The organism is Pantoea sp. 1B4, assembly GCF_016925765.1.
Taxonomy (GTDB): Bacteria; Pseudomonadota; Gammaproteobacteria; order Enterobacterales; family Enterobacteriaceae; genus Pantoea; species Pantoea agglomerans.
The window spans coordinates 2000293-2014820 of sequence record NZ_JAEUWZ010000001.1 but is presented as its reverse complement, the minus strand read 5'-3'; the positions used below and the strand labels follow the sequence as shown (position 1 = coordinate 2014820).

Sequence of the window (14528 nt, the reverse complement as noted above, 5' to 3'; positions counted from 1 at the left end):
GGATCAGATTAACGCGAAGCCGGGGTGTGCTTCAGGGCCACGCTGAGCTGGGTGGCCTGCTGGTCAACATTTTTGAGAGGACAACAGTTTTCACAGCCGATTGCGCCAGCATAATATTTTTTAGCCTGCAGGATGGCGGCATTCACATGGTAAAAACTGCCCAGAAACATACGGTTATCGATGTCGGGAAGATGGGGGCAGCCTGCGGCATGAACCACATGATTATTGTTATATCCTGATTGTTTATTGACGTAGTAGTAGAGAGCCACAGGCGTTCCTTGTTGCCGTGTTAAAAGGCAAAGCAGATGAATTATTACAATAAAAACGATTATAGCGGGAAACCTGCATTTTGTTTGCTGTGGCTCTGAATAGCGCGTTTATTGTGATAAACCGCCAGGCCCGCAGGAGAAGCCAGGCCTGGCATGAGAAGACGTTCTCAGAGTTTTTTACTGTGCAGACGCCAGGCAACCAGTAACGCCAGGATCAGCAGCACGCTGATAAACAGCGTAATCCCGCTCCAGCCAAAGTTATGCCAGAACACGCCACCCAGCGTACCCGCGACGCTGGAACCCACGTAGTAGCTGAACAGATAGAGCGAAGAGGCCTGGCCTCGTGCCCGGCGCGCCCGGGGGCCAATCCAGCCGCTGGCGACCGCGTGGGCGGCAAAAAAACCGGCGGTGAACAGCATCATCCCAGGCAGGATCAGCCAGAGGGAGTTGAAGGCGGTAATCAGCAAACCCAGCAGCATGATGGCGGTAGCACCCAGCATCACCGGTCCCCGACCCAACCGGTTGGTCAGCGCGCCCGCCTTAGGCGAACTCCATGAGCCGGTGAGGTAGACCACTGATAACAGTCCGACCACGGCCTGGCTGAGATGCCAGGGCGCATCCAGTAAACGGTAGCCAATATAGTTAAACAGGGTGACAAAGGCTCCCATCAGCAGGAATCCTTCGGCAAACAGCCAGGGCAGGCCCGGATCGCGCCAGTGCAGCCGGAAGTTAATCAGCAGATTACGCGGACGCAGCGTAATGGGCCGGAAATGGCGCGACGCAGGCAGGATTTTCCAGAACATCAGCGCCGAGGCCAGCGAAAAACAGCCGATCACCGCCACGGCGAGTCGCCATGAGAAGAGGTCAGTCAATACGCCGCTCAGCAGTCGACCGCTCATCCCGCCTATCGAGTTACCGCTGATATATAACCCCATGGAAAAGGCGACGACCCGTGCATCCATCTCCTCGCTGAGGTAGGTCATGCCGACCGCCGCCACGCCACTCAGCGACAATCCCATCAGCGCCCGCATAATCAGAATGCCGTGCCAGCTGGTCATGGTAGCCGAGATCAGCGTGCAGATGGCGGCCAGCATCAGGGCTGTGACCATCACCGATTTACGACCGATAGCATCAGAGAGCGGCCCGGTGACCAGCAGGCCCAGCGCCATCAGGCCGGTCGAGATGGAGAGCGACAGGCTGCTGGTTGCCGGAGAGATACCAAACTGCTGTGACAGCACCGGCAGAATCGGCTGCACACAGTAGAGCAGGGCAAAGGTCGCCAGCCCGGCGGAGAAAAGCGCCAGCGTCACGCGCATAAACTGTGGCGAATCCCGGCGGATATGACCTGAAGCGGCAACTGACTCTGGCGGCGCAGAGACCGCCTTCTCATCCACTGTGACAGCATGTGTTGAGCGACTCACACATCTTCCTCAAATTTAGAAAACCTGTCGTCAGCTTAGGAAAGCGGCATTATGATGTCTAATATATTAATAATCTCAAATGAGACGTTTAAGATATGAATATCGAACTGCGTCATCTGCGCTACTTTGTTGCAGTGGCGGAAGAATTACATTTCGGGCGGGCGGCCCAGCGACTGAACATTTCTCAGCCGCCGCTCAGCCAGCAGATTATTCAGCTGGAAACAGAAACGGGCGCAAGGCTGTTCAATCGCACTAACCGCAGCGTGCAGCTTACCGCTGCCGGACAGCAACTGCTGAGTGACGCCCGCGCGATTCTGTTGCAGGTCGAGCAGGCGGCCGATCGCGCCGCCCGCCTGCATCGTGGTGAAGAGGGGGGAGCTGCGGATTGGCTTTACCTCCTCGGCCCCGTTTACCGCCGTGGTCTCTGACGCGCTATTCCGGTTTCGTCAGCGCTGGCCGCAGGTACATATTCAGATGCAGGAGATTAATACCCGCCAGCAGCTGGCACCGCTTCATGATGGACGGCTCGATCTTGGCGTGATGCGCAACACGCCACTTCCCGCCGATCTGCGTCATCAGCTGCTGCTGAGTGAGCCGCTTTATGCCGTGGTGCATAAGGCGCATCCGCTGGCTGACGCCGATAAAATCTCTGTCACTGCCCTGGCGGCGGAACCCTTTGTCTTCTTTGATCCTCAGGGCGGAACCGCGCTCTACAGCGATATTCTGGCGCTGCTGCACCGCTACCATATCAAGCCCTTTATTACTCAGGAAGTGGGTGAGGCGATGACCATACTGGGGCTGGTGGCAACCGGGTTAGGCGTCTCCATTCTGCCTGCCTCATTTCGACGGGCGCGGCTGGCCGATCTGGTCTGGTTGCCCTTAACGGAAGAGGATGCCATTTCAGAGCTGTGGCTGGTCTGGTCAGCCGGACGCGAAATAAATGCGCAGATGGAAAACATGATGGCGTTGCTGCGGCGAAACCGGCCCTGATGCGCGGGCAACACCGCATCAATCTGTGCGATAAATCACATTTCTAATCAAATATTTGACGCTGTCGCCGGATCTGGCTCACCATGGCGCATGTTTATTTAGAAGCGCGAAAATAACCGGGAGCAGGGTTGTGAATCCGGACAGTCAACCTGGCCACATTGACCAGATCAAGCAGACTAATGCAGGTGTCGTATATCGATTAATTGACCGTTATGGTCCCATTTCGCGTATCGAACTTTCCCGCCGTGCCCAGCTTGCTCCGGCCAGCATTACCAAAATTGTGCGTGAAATGCTGGACGCACATTTAGTGCAGGAGACCGAGTTTCAGGATCCCGGCAGTCGTGGTCGTCCGGCGATAGGCCTGATACTGGATACCGACGCCTGGCACTATCTGGCTATTCGCCTGCATCGCGGCGCCATGACGTTTACGCTGCGCGATCTCAGCAGCAAGGAACTGGTGGAAGAGAGCCTGCCGCTGCCTGATGAGTCTGCTCAGCCGTTACTTACCGCGCTGATTGAACAGGTTGATGCCTTCTTTATTCGTCATCAGAAGAAACTGGAACGTCTTACGGCCATTGCCATTACATTGCCAGGGCTGATCAACGCCGCGTCAGGTGTGGTGCATCGGCTACCGGGTTATGAGGTGCGCGATATGCCGCTGGGCGATGCGCTGGCGGCGCGAACCGGCTTACCGGTGTTTGTGCAGCACGATATTTCAGCCTGGACGCTGGCGGAGTCGCTGTTTGGTGCCTCACGTGGGGCGCAGGATGTGATTCAGATTGTGATTGATGAAACCGTGGGAGCCGGGGTGATCAGTGGCGGTCAGCTGCTGCATAAAAGTGGCAGGGCGCTGGTCGAGATCGGGCATACTCAGATCGACCCGTATGGCCAGCAGTGCTACTGCGGTAATCATGGCTGTCTGGAGACCGTGGCCAGCACCGGCAGTCTGCTGGCGCTGGCGGCGCAGCGTCTGCCGGCCCAGCCCGACAGCCTGCTCAATAATCAGCCGCTGACGCTTGAGTCGCTGTGCGCGGCGGCGCAGTCTGGCGACCGTCTGGCGCGCGACACCATCGCCAGCGTGGGTCATCATGTTGGCCGGATTCTGGCGATGATGGTCAACATCTTCAATCCTCAACATATTCTTATCGGTTCCCCCCCTTAATGCCGCCGCGGATGTGCTGTTTCCGGCCGTGAGCAACACCATTCTGCAGCAATCACTCCCGGCCTACAGTGCGAGTATCCAGCTGGCACCTACCGAATTTAGCGAACCGGGAACGTTAGGCGGCGCAGCCCTGATCAAAGACGCGCTCTATAACGGACACCTGTTAGTGAAACTGTTGCAAGGTTAAGCGGGCCTAATCTTGCGCTAACGCAATCTGTTCTCATCCTCCATTCCTTAAAATGCCGGTTCGCAGCAAGGTTAATCACCGATTAACCGCAACGGTTCGAGAGGAGAAGTTGAGTGAATAGACTATTTGTTACCGGCACTGACACCGCAGTGGGCAAAACGGTGGTGTCACGCGCCCTGTTACAAAGTTTTATCCAGGCCAGGCTCAGTGCCGTCGGCTACAAGCCCGTCGCGCGCTGCGCGGTCAAAACCGCTGACGGCCTGCGTAACAAAGATGCACAGGTTCTGCAAAGCGCTTCATCTATCGATTTACCCTATCAGGCGATCAATCCGCTGGCCTTTCAGGAAGAGGAGATCTGCACCCATCCGAGCCAGATCATTGATTACGCATTGCTGACACAGGGCTTAAGCAGCCTGACGCAGCAGGCCGATCGCGTGGTCGTGGAGGGCACCGGCGGCTGGCGCAGCCTGATGAACGATGGACGTCCGCTCTCCTGCTGGGTCGTTGAGCAGCAGCTGCCGGTGGTGCTGGTGGTCGGTATCCAGTCGGGCTGTATCAGTCACGCCCTGTTAACAGCAGAAGCGATAGCGCAGGATGGACTGCCACTGGTGGGCTGGGTGGCCAATCGCATCAATCCGGGACTGGCGCAGTACAGCGATATTATTGAGATTCTGCGTGAAAAAATTAGTGCGCCGCTGCTGGGCGAGCTGCCTTATCTGCCGCGTGCAGAACAGCGTGATTTGACGCCTTACATCGATATTTCTCTGCTGGAGCAGAACAATCTGCACGCTGTGAGTGCAAAGATCGCCTGATTATGAAACAAACTAAGTCATCTGAGTCGGCAATGAGCCTAAAGTTTCAGGCTTGTTGTCGGCTGTCTTTAACTATTTCCATTTAGAATTGAAAGACCTGGCTCGGATATCGCGAAATCGTGGCGTCATGGCGCAGAAAATGCATTAACTCCGCTTATCACACTGAGCTGGAGCCCCATCATGTCGCACTCGCACGAGAAAGGTTTGTTATATGGGCTTGAAGCCCGCATCGGCCCCGCCCCGGCGTTTTTCGCCGCACTGCAACATCTGCTGGCCAGCGTGGTGGGAATCATCACGCCGCCGCTGATTATTGGCTCCGTTCTGGGGTTGCAGGCCTATATTCCTTATCTGATCAGCATGTCATTGTTCGTTTCCGGCTTAGGCACGTTTATGCAGGCCAGACGCTTTTATGGCATCGGGGCGGGCATGATCTGTCTGCAGGGCACCAGCTTCGCGTTTCTGGGGGTGATCCTCTCGGGTGGTCTGATGGTGAAAGGGCGCGGTGGTTCGCCGGAAGAGATTATGGCGATGCTGTTTGGCTGTAACCTGGTGGCGGCGTTGATTCCGATTCTGATCAGCCGCTGCGTTGGCTCGCTGCGCAAAGTTCTGACGCCGGTGGTGACCGGCACGGTGATCACCCTGATTGGCATCAGCCTGATAAAAGTCAGCATTACCGACTGGGCGGGCGGGCACAACGCCACAGATTTTGGATCGCCGGGAAATCTGGCGCTGGGGGGCGCTGACGTTGCTGGTGATCGTGGCGCTGAACCGCTCGCGAAATCGCTGGGCGCGACTGGTGGCGGTGGTGGCCGGAATCGCGGTGGGATGCGTTGCCGCGGCCTTGACCGGTCATCTGCAACTTAATGTTGCGCCGGAGAGCAACTGGCTGGTGCTGCCCGCGTTCTTCCGGTTTGGTTTTGCCTTTGACTGGACCATTTTCCTGCCGATCGCGCTGGTGTCAGTGATCGCGGTAATTGAAGCCGTCGGTGACCTTACCGCTAACTGCCTGATTTCACAGCAGCCGATCACCGGCAAACCTTTTCAGCAGCGGTTGCAGGGTGGCATTGTCGCCGACGGCCTGAGCTGTGTGCTGGCAGCGGTCTTCTCCGCCTTTCCCAACACCACGTTTGCGCAGAACAATGGCGTTATCCAGATGACCGGCGTCGCCAGCCGTTACGTCGGTATGCTGCTGGGAATCATGCTGGCGCTGCTGGGGCTGTTTCCCTTTATTGGCTCCCTGTTGCAGCAGATCCCGCCGCCGGTGCTGGGCGGGGCGACAATCGTGATGTTTGGCAGCGTGGTTGCTGCGGGCATCCGTGTGATGACCCAGACGCCGCTGGGTCGCCGCGAGATGCTGATTGTGGCGATCGCTTTTGGTATTGGTCTGGGCGTGGAGGCGGTGCCGGATGTGCTGAAGCAGTTCCCGCCGCTGATTAACAGTCTGTTTGGTCATGCGGTGACGACCGGCGGTATTCTGGCGATTGTGCTGAACATGGTGCTGCCGGACGAGGCGCCTGTGGTGGCAGAGGTGGAGGCGGAAACGCTGACGGAGAGCTAAAAAGCAGAAGAGCCGATGTATCTCTCACATACGGCTCAAAAATCCAAAGCGATGGGAGCATATGCCTGTATCAAAGCATCGCGGACCAGGGATGGGCCGCGCTGAGCATGCCATGGATGGCATCTTTTGCGTCTTTGCTACAGGCGTATGCTCCCTGAGCTACTACCTGAATTGACAGACAGGACAGGCCGTGACTTAACTGGCTTTAAGATGGAGTCTGCGAAGGGAACAGGGTCAGATCGGAAAGTCGCAAAAGCCGCCATCCGTGGCACGCTCGGCCCGCGCCGTCCTGGCGCGGGACGCTTTCCTCCTCTGACCCGGTTCCCTGCGCGTTAAGCTTGTTTGTTGCTGTCTGATTTACCCAGGCTTGGGTATATCTGCTTATATCTGCTGTTTTAATGGGCCGGTAAGACCCATTTAGGTGACGAAATTATGGATTCAGACGACGGCGGGTACGACCAGAACTGAGGTAATCCGCAATATAATCCTGCGAAATCTCACCGCTGTAGCGACCCTCTTCATCGACAATCGGCATCCAGACCGTGTTGTGCTCATAGAGTTTTGACAGCACCACGCGCAGGTTCTCTTCCGCTTTACCGGTGACCTTAAAGGTGTGCAGTCGCTCTTCACAGCGGCCACTGACGTTACGCGCCTCGCGACGCTTCACGAAGCCCAGCGGTTTGCCATCCTCATCGACCACGGTAATCGACCGCATATCGTTCTCATCCATGGTGCCAAAGGCTTCTTCCAGCGGAGTAGAGCGGCGGACGGTGATGGTCGGCTGCTGGTCAGTCACATCGCCCGCCTGCACCAGTAACAGGCGCTTAAGCGTACGGTCCTGACCCACAAACGAGCCGACGAACTCATTGGCAGGGGTCGCCAGCAGTTCATCCGGGCTGGCGCACTGCACGATTTTACCCTGACCAAATACCGCAATGCGATCGCCGAGCTTCAGTGCCTCGTCAATATCGTGGCTCACCAGCATCACGGTTTTTTTCAGCTGACGCTGCATGTCGAGAAACTCGTTCTGGATCACTTCGCGGTTAATCGGGTCAACGGCGCCAAACGGCTCATCCATCAGAAGCACCGGTGGATCCGCCGCCAGGGCACGAATCACCCCGATACGCTGCTGCTGACCGCCGGACATCTCTCGCGGATAGCGATGCAGGAATTTGGTGGGATCCAGCGCTACCATGCTCATCAGCTCGGTAGCCCGCTCGTGGCACTGCTTTTTGTTCCAGCCCAGCATGCGTGGCACCACGGTAATGTTCTCCTCGATGGTCATGTTGGGAAACAGACCAATCTGCTGGATAACATAGCCAATGTTGCGGCGCAGGGTGGTGGTGTCCTGTGTACTGGTATCTTCGCCATTAATCAGGATCCGGCCACTGGTGGCGGGAATCAGGCGGTTAATCATCTTCAGCGTGGTGGTTTTCCCGCAGCCCGACGGTCCCAGCAGCACGCACATCTCACCGGCTGGCACGTGCAGGCTGACGTTATCGACGGCTTTATTGGTCGTGCCGTTTTTCTGGGTAAAGGTTTTCGTCAGGTTTTCCAGCGTAATCATTATCGAATCCCCTTTGGAGTCAGCGCCTGCTGCAAACGGTGCAGCAGCCAGTCAAGAAAAATAGCCAGCAGACAGATCATCAATGCCCCGGCAATCAACATACGAATATCACTGCCGCTGATACCATCCAGCAGCAGCTGGCCCAGACCGCCCGCGCCAATCACGGCGGCAATCGCCATGACGCCAACGTTCATCACCACGGCGGTACGGATGCCACCGAAGATCACCGGCAGCGCCATCGGGATTTCAACCCAGCGCAGGCGCTGCCAGAACGTCATGCCGATACCACGGCCCGCTTCTCGCAGACCGTCCGGCAGATTCTCCAGCGCGGTGTGGGTGTTGCGCACAATCGGCAGCAGCGAGTAGAGGAACACGGCGGTAATCGCCGGCAGCGCGCCAATGCCCTGACCGATGAGTGAAAACAGCGGGATCATCAGACCAAACAGCGCAATGGTGGGAATAGTCAGCACCACGGTGGCGATACCGAGAATCGGCGTTGCCAGCCATCTTACACGCACGATCAGAATGCCAAGCGGCACGCCAATCACAATTGCCAGTCCGACCGCGACCAGTACCAGCCAGCTGTGCTGCCAGCTTAAGGTGAGCAGGGTGCTCCAGTTATCCATGATGTAGTGAAGGGTATCCACAGTGCCTCCTTACAGCATGTTTTTGGATTTAAGGAAATCACGCGCCACGGTTTCCGGTGACTGATGATCGATATCGACCCGCTTGTTCAGCTCCGTTATCGCCTCATCGGTGATTTGCGCAGAAAGCTGATTAAGCGCGGTATCCAGCCCCGGATGACTCGCCAGCACATCCTGACGCACAACCGGCGTCACGTTGTAGCTTGGGAAGAAGTGCTTATCATCCTCCAGTACTTTCATGTTGAAGCCCTTAACCCGGCCATCGGTGGTGTAGATCAGACCGGCATCCACGAATCCGTCGCGAATCGCGTTATAGACCAGACCGGGGTCCATCTGGCGGATCTGCGGGCGATCCAGCGTCAGGTTGTAGGTTTTCTGCAGCGGCTTCATGCCGTCTGAACGACCCGAGAACTCCAGGTCCAGGCCCAGTCGCCAGTTATGATCCGGGTCGGTTTTACGCACCTGCTCAATCTTCGCAACCAGCTGCGACATGGTGCTGATGCCCTCTTTTTCGGCCCGTTCACGGGTCATGGCAAAGGCATAGGTGTTGTTCATTGGTGCCGGGTTAAGCCAGACCAGCCCCAGTCTGGCATCCAGCTTTTTCACCGTCTCATACGCCTGCTGTGAAGACATCGGCTGGTTGATATGGTTAAAGATGATCAGCGAGGTGCCGGTATATTCCCAGACCATATCAATCTGCTTATTCAGCAGCGCATTACGGCCAATGGTGGTGGCGATATTGCGTTTAGGCACCACCTCGAAGCCTTTCTTCTGCAGCCAGAGCACCGTCATTGCTGACAGGATATGCTGCTCGGTAAAACTTTTGGTCGCCATCACCAGCGGTGCAGCAGCCTGTGCCGTCTGGCTTAACAGCAGTGTCGCGGTCAGCGCGACAACGCTTTTCTTAATCCAACGCGTTAGCATTGCAAAGCTCCTTGTGGTCAGGCCGCAGCGTGCGGACTCAGAAAGCGGCCCAGCGCGGCCAGCATCATATCCAGTACCAGTGCCACCAGTGCAGTGGCGACGGCGCCGAGTATCAGCGTCGGAAAGTCATTCAGATAGATGCCCGGGAAGATCAGCTCGCCAAAGCTGCTGGCGCCAATCAGGAACGCCAGTGGGGCGGTGCCGACATTGATGGCGGTGGCGATGCGCACGCCAGAGAGGATGACCGGCAAGGCATTCGGCAGCTCTACCTGACGCAGACGCTGCCATTTGGTCATGCCGATGCCGTTGGCCGCCTCAATCAGCGACGGGGGGAACTGCGCTCAGACCAGAGAAGGTGTTGCGGACAATAGGCAGCAGCGAAGCCAGAAACAGCGCAATCAGCGCCGGACGGTCGCCAATCCCGATAATAACCATCGCCAGAGCCAGTACCGCCAGTGGTGGCAGGGTGTTACCGACATTGAAAATCTGCATCACGTACTCTGCCCAGCGACGTGCAAACGGGCGACTTAGCAGGATGCCGCTGGGGATACCGACCAGCAAAGCGAACAGCATTGACCAGAAGACTAAGAAGAGGTGTTGTTGCCCGAGATAAAGCAGATCGACTTTACGTGCGACCAGCTGATCCCAGCCAAGGCCCCAGATCAGCACCGCGATCACCGCGACCACTGCAAGCAGTGCCAGACCGGCGCGTCGGGCCAGTGAAGCATTTTGCATCGGAGAATCTCCCTGATTACGATCTCAATTGTTATAACAACCATAAACAGCCCGACAGGTACGGCAAAAAATGCCGCCGCGCCCAATACCGAAACTGCGATAAAATGTAGATAAAATGACTGTTTACCCACTCTTTTTCAGTGAATACTGAATAAGATGGTGTAATGCTATAGCAGCCCTTTATTGCACAAGCCAGCTTTTAAGCCACAAATCAGAGAGATAGAAACAGGTTAAAATGGTGTTAAAGCCGCGTAGCCGCTGGGCTAATGCGACAATAAAAAATTTTCATCGACTTCTGGTGACACTGTCACAGATGGCGCAGAAAATGCGCACGCGCGGGAAACTGCATTGTCTGTTTTTCAGCTAGCCTTGCAGATTAAAAAAGGAACCCTATGACTGAAAGCGCACAACTCCGGACCGGACATCGCCACTGGATCTTAATCGCCTGCATGCTGGCGATGTTTATGGCGGCCATTGAAGTCACTATTGTGGCCACCGCGATGCCCACCATCATTGCTGACCTCGGCGGTTTTTCGCAGTTTGGCTGGGTCTTCTCGATCTATCTGCTGACCCAGGCGGTCAGCGTGCCGCTCTATGGGCGGCTGGCGGATATGGTGGGTCGCAAAACGATGTTTTTTGTCGGCACGTCGATTTTCCTGGTGGGGTCGGTGCTGTGTGGCTTTGCCCATACCATGACCTGGCTGATCCTGTTCCGGGCGTTTCAGGGCCTGGGGGCGGGGGGCGATCATGCCCCTCAGCTCCACCATCGTGGCGGATATCTATTCGCCGCGTGAACGCGCCAGCGTGCAGGGCTGGCTCTCCAGCGTCTGGGGTGTAGCGGCGATAGTGGGGCCGCTGACCGGCGCGTGGCTGGTACAGCACTTTAGCTGGTCGGTGATTTTCTGGGTCAATCTGCCCATCGGCCTGATCAGCATGCTGATGCTGTGGCGCTGGCTACCGTCGCACCAGAAGGAGGAGAAATCGCAGCCGCTGAACCTGGCGGGCAGCGGCTGGCTGATGCTCTGCGTGACGGCCTTGCTGATTGCGCTGTTGCAGGCGGAACAGCTGGGCGTCTGGCTGGTGCCGTTTCTGCTCTTCTCACTGTTCGCTGGCTGGCAGCTCAGACGCCACGAGCTGAATTCAGCGGCACCGCTGTTTCCGCTGATAATCTGGCGCAGCCGGCTTATCGTGGCGGGCAATGCGGGCAACTTCATCATCGGGGCGGCCATGATGGGCATCAGCGCCTTTTTTGCCCACCTGGATTCAGGGGATCAGCGGCGGTTCACCGTTACAGGCGGGGAGTGTGCTGGCGATGATGTCGATTGGCTGGCCGCTGGCCAGCACCCTCAGCGGCAGACTGATGCTGCACACCTCCTACCGCTTCACCGCCCAGCTTGGGGCGCTGTTGCTGGTGACCGGCAGTGCCTTGCTGCTGTTTTTACAGCCCGCAAGCTCACTCTATCAGGCGGGCTTTACGGCGTTTCTGATCGGTACCGGCATGGGAATGACCAGCACCACGTTCCTGGTTTCAGTGCAAAATCAGGCGGATTACCAGATTCGCGGCATCTGTACCGCTTCAATTATGTTCAGCCGGATGATCGGGTCGGCGGTAGGGACGGCGATCATGGGCGCGGTGCTGAATCTCAATCTGCAGTGGCGTTTGCCGCAGGTCGAGGATCCGGTGCAGAAGATTATGTCCGAACCCAGTCGTCAGCAGTTACAGCCGGAAACCCTGCAGCAGATGGTAGGGTCGATTGCCGTCTCACTGCACTGGGTGTTCGTGGTGGCACTGGTGATTGCGCTGTTTGCGGTGGGTGTGGCATGGATGATGCCGCGTCAGCGGCCGGAACAGGCGGACTAACAGGCAGGGCGACAGGATGTCGCCCTGATTTGAACAGAACTACTGGGCAGATGAGTCCTGCGAACTGCCGGCACTGGCAGGTACGCTGGCTTCGTTGTCACTGCCTGAGCGCTTATAAACAATTTTTTGTGTGTCGTTCTCACAATGTCCGACGACCTGGCCACCCGCCTGATCAACCTGATCGTTGGCGACGATGTCGAGACTAAAACCCGACTCAGGCACACCGTTCTGAATAATTTTCTGGCTGATTTCGGTTTTTACCGATTCACAGGATGCCTGCGCCATTAGCGGCAGAGCAAATAACGCCGCGCTTAACAAAACCCTCTGTAGCTTCATCACGTCTTCCTTATGTTAGTCGTCGTCATTACTATAGCTCAAATTTACGGCGCTACCGGGCGACCGGAACGGCGATCCAGACAACGCAGGGTGTTGGGCTCCCAGTAGGCGTTGAGATTGAGGCTCTGCTCGCACTTGTCGCGGGTATCAAACGCACGATCGGTTTTATCAAACTCTTTTTCGACGCGGGTGTTCACTTTGTTGCGCAGCATGCGCGTGTCATTCCATTGCTCTTTATCCTGGCGCGCCGCTTCATTGCTCAGCGCGGAACTGCCATCTTCGATAATCAGACGATTAGTATTCGCAGTGGCAGTGAATGCCGCAGTGGAGAGGAGAACCATCAGCACGGCAGGGATCATTTTTTTCATCACACTATCCTTTAGTTGACGCAAACATCGCCATCCACGACAGCGGTTGCAGCGGGCATGCTTAGAGCCTGGCTCATCAGGGGTCATTGAGGCAGACAGTCTGGACACAGACAGCGCATGACAACCGGCGCGTACAGGGTGTACGTGAGGAGGATGAGCACTGCCCAGGTTCAGACGGACAAATAAAACAGCCTGATGGGCCTGGCTCTTAGTATATCATCGCCGTTTCTTTGCTCACCAGCAGTGAGTCGTTTGTTTACGTTAAGGAGAGGTAAGGATGCTGATTAAAACCGCCGTGCTGTTTTTTATTACCGCGCTGGCGGAGATTACCGGCTGCTTTCTGCCGTGGTTATGGCTGAAAAAAGGCGGCTCAGTCTGGTTGCTACTCCCTGCGGCAGCAAGTCTGGCGCTGTTTGTCTGGCTGCTGACGCTGCATCCCGCGGCCAGCGGACGGGTTTATGCCGCCTACGGTGGCGTCTATGTGCTTACCGCGCTGCTCTGGTTGCGGGTGGTGGATGGCGTGAAGTTAAGTGTGTGGGACTGGAGCGGGGCTCTGATCGCATTCAGCGGCATGCTGATTATCGTCATGGGTTGGGGGCGCGGGTAACGCCAGCCGTGAGGGCTGGCGCTGCAGGGAGTTAAGGTTTATGCACTTTCAGCCCCGCCAGCGTCTGGCTGACCGGCATCATCTCAAGGCTATTGATGTTGACATGTTTAGGCAGTGTGGCCACCCAGTATACGGCTTCTGTCACATCTTCCGGCGTTAAGGCGGTAGCCCCTTCGTAGACCTGACCCGCCTTGTCATCATCGCCCTTAAAGCGCACGTTGGAAAACTCTGTGCCGCCGACCAGACCCGGTTCAATGTCGGTCACGCGCAGCGCGGTGCCGTGTAAATCGGTTCGCAGATTCAGGCTGAACTGGCGCACAAAGGCTTTGGTGGCGCCGTAGACGTTGCCGCCGGCATAGGGCCAGCTGCCGGCAATCGATCCGATATTAATGATATGACCGACATCACGCTCCACCATCTGTGGCAGCAGGGCGCGGGTCATATAGACCAGGCCTTTGGTGTTGGTGTCGATCATGTTTTCCCAGTCTTCGACGTTGGCTTTGTGCGCCGGTTCGACGCCCAGCGCCAGACCGGCGTTGTTGACCAGCACGTCGATATTGCGCCATTCCGCCGGTAACTGCGCCACCGCCTCTTCGATGGCGGCACGGTTACGCACATCGAGCTGTACCGTATAAATATTCTCGCCCAGTTCTTCCTTCAGCGCTTTTAAACGTTCAGCCCGTCGTCCAGTGGCAATCACTTTATGACCATTCTCAATAAAGCGACGGGTGATGCTTTGACCAAAACCGGCGGTCGCACCGGTGACAAAAATAATCATCTCACTGTTCCTTATGCCATTTTCAGAGTCGATGGCTTCACCATAGCATTTCATTTCCGCTTCTGCGCGTGGAAAAACTGCCTGACCTGTAAACGGATTTTAACGGGTAGCCAGCTGCGCCTTTTCAGGGCAGATTGCACCGTTAAAGGGCAGGTTTGCGGGTAACCGGCCATACTCAAAATGACCAGGGCGCGCAATATTGCGTAGCAACCGTTTGCATCCGTTCCGCAAACGGTTGCTACGCCATCTCAGTCCTTGTTTGTTGCGCAACTTCCCTCTGTTTAGCTTATTTAACTGATATTTAAAGAA

General features: G+C 56.6%; 10 protein-coding genes and 5 pseudogenes. 6 read left to right on the top strand and 9 right to left on the bottom strand.

All coding sequences use genetic code 11. The annotated features are described in order from the left end of the window. Window positions 1–8: 8 nt before the first annotated feature. Window positions 9–269, bottom strand: a complete 261-nt coding sequence (locus tag JNO11_RS09880) for a hypothetical protein (RefSeq protein ID WP_010244780.1) — start codon at window positions 267–269, stop codon at window positions 9–11. A 167-nt stretch (window positions 270–436) separates the two neighbouring features. Next, the gene (locus JNO11_RS09875) at window positions 437–1690 is read right to left on the bottom strand and encodes an MFS transporter (protein ID WP_325177251.1); all 1254 of its coding nucleotides are present in this window, start codon (window positions 1688–1690) and stop codon (window positions 437–439) included. Between the two features lie 95 nt (window positions 1691–1785). Between JNO11_RS09875 and JNO11_RS09870 the strand changes: the two are divergent. The 4 genes and pseudogenes from JNO11_RS09870 to JNO11_RS09855 all read left to right on the top strand — a co-directional run bounded on the left by JNO11_RS09870 (window position 1786) and on the right by JNO11_RS09855 (window position 6399). Continuing rightward, window positions 1786–2680 (top strand): annotated as a pseudogene (locus tag JNO11_RS09870) (LysR family transcriptional regulator). A gap of 130 nt (window positions 2681–2810) precedes the next feature. Then, window positions 2811–4029 (top strand): annotated as a pseudogene (locus tag JNO11_RS09865) (ROK family transcriptional regulator). A gap of 113 nt (window positions 4030–4142) precedes the next feature. Beyond that, a complete protein-coding gene (gene bioD, locus JNO11_RS09860) occupies window positions 4143–4841 on the top strand; it encodes a dethiobiotin synthase (protein ID WP_033767301.1) in 699 nt (232 codons plus the stop codon). 180 nt (window positions 4842–5021) lie between these two features. After that, window positions 5022–6399 (top strand): annotated as a pseudogene (locus JNO11_RS09855) (nucleobase:cation symporter-2 family protein). A gap of 430 nt (window positions 6400–6829) precedes the next feature. On the opposite strand, the gene osmV reads toward JNO11_RS09855, so the two are convergent. The 4 genes and pseudogenes from osmV to JNO11_RS09835 all read right to left on the bottom strand — a co-directional run bounded on the left by osmV (window position 6830) and on the right by JNO11_RS09835 (window position 10269). Next, the gene (gene osmV / locus JNO11_RS09850; RefSeq protein WP_010244799.1) at window positions 6830–7966 is read right to left on the bottom strand and encodes an osmoprotectant ABC transporter ATP-binding protein OsmV; all 1137 of its coding nucleotides are present in this window, start codon (window positions 7964–7966) and stop codon (window positions 6830–6832) included. Continuing rightward, window positions 7966–8613 (bottom strand): osmoprotectant ABC transporter permease OsmW, encoded by a 648-nt coding sequence (gene osmW, locus JNO11_RS09845; RefSeq protein WP_010244802.1) that lies wholly within the window; start codon window positions 8611–8613, stop codon window positions 7966–7968. The genes osmV and osmW overlap by 1 nt, the downstream gene beginning before the upstream one ends. Before the next feature lie 9 nt (window positions 8614–8622). Next, a complete protein-coding gene (locus tag JNO11_RS09840; RefSeq protein WP_010670177.1) occupies window positions 8623–9534 on the bottom strand; it encodes a glycine betaine ABC transporter substrate-binding protein in 912 nt (303 codons plus the stop codon). Window positions 9535–9551: 17 nt separating this feature from the next. After that, window positions 9552–10269, bottom strand: a pseudogene (locus JNO11_RS09835) (ABC transporter permease). Between the two features lie 392 nt (window positions 10270–10661). On the opposite strand from JNO11_RS09835, the pseudogene JNO11_RS09830 reads away from it, so the two are divergent. Continuing rightward, window positions 10662–12130, top strand: a pseudogene (locus tag JNO11_RS09830) (MDR family MFS transporter). A gap of 39 nt (window positions 12131–12169) precedes the next feature. Here JNO11_RS09830 and JNO11_RS09825 read toward each other — a convergent pair. After that, the gene (locus tag JNO11_RS09825) at window positions 12170–12466 is read right to left on the bottom strand and encodes a DUF1161 domain-containing protein (RefSeq protein ID WP_033771805.1); all 297 of its coding nucleotides are present in this window, start codon (window positions 12464–12466) and stop codon (window positions 12170–12172) included. 44 nt (window positions 12467–12510) lie between these two features. Next, window positions 12511–12834 (bottom strand): DUF1283 family protein, encoded by a 324-nt coding sequence (locus JNO11_RS09820; RefSeq protein WP_010244816.1) that lies wholly within the window; start codon window positions 12832–12834, stop codon window positions 12511–12513. Between the two features lie 280 nt (window positions 12835–13114). On the opposite strand from JNO11_RS09820, the gene JNO11_RS09815 reads away from it, so the two are divergent. Then, the gene (locus tag JNO11_RS09815; protein WP_029519067.1) at window positions 13115–13441 is read left to right on the top strand and encodes a YnfA family protein; all 327 of its coding nucleotides are present in this window, start codon (window positions 13115–13117) and stop codon (window positions 13439–13441) included. A 31-nt stretch (window positions 13442–13472) separates the two neighbouring features. On the opposite strand, the gene ydfG is transcribed toward JNO11_RS09815, so the two are convergent. Beyond that, complete coding sequence (gene ydfG, locus JNO11_RS09810) at window positions 13473–14219, bottom strand: bifunctional NADP-dependent 3-hydroxy acid dehydrogenase/3-hydroxypropionate dehydrogenase YdfG (protein ID WP_033757999.1); 747 nt, start codon at window positions 14217–14219, stop codon at window positions 13473–13475. Window positions 14220–14528 lie beyond the last annotated feature (309 nt).

Coding starts and splice junctions, on each gene's coding strand:
- JNO11_RS09840 (WP_010670177.1), bottom strand. CDS start 9,534: ATGCTAACGCGTTGGATTAAGAAAAGCGTTGTCGCGCTGACCGCGACA.
- JNO11_RS09820 (WP_010244816.1), bottom strand. CDS start 12,834: ATGAAAAAAATGATCCCTGCCGTGCTGATGGTTCTCCTCTCCACTGCG.
- osmV (WP_010244799.1), bottom strand. CDS start 7,966: ATGATTACGCTGGAAAACCTGACGAAAACCTTTACCCAGAAAAACGGC.
- JNO11_RS09825 (WP_033771805.1), bottom strand. CDS start 12,466: ATGAAGCTACAGAGGGTTTTGTTAAGCGCGGCGTTATTTGCTCTGCCG.
- ydfG (WP_033757999.1), bottom strand. CDS start 14,219: ATGATTATTTTTGTCACCGGTGCGACCGCCGGTTTTGGTCAAAGCATC.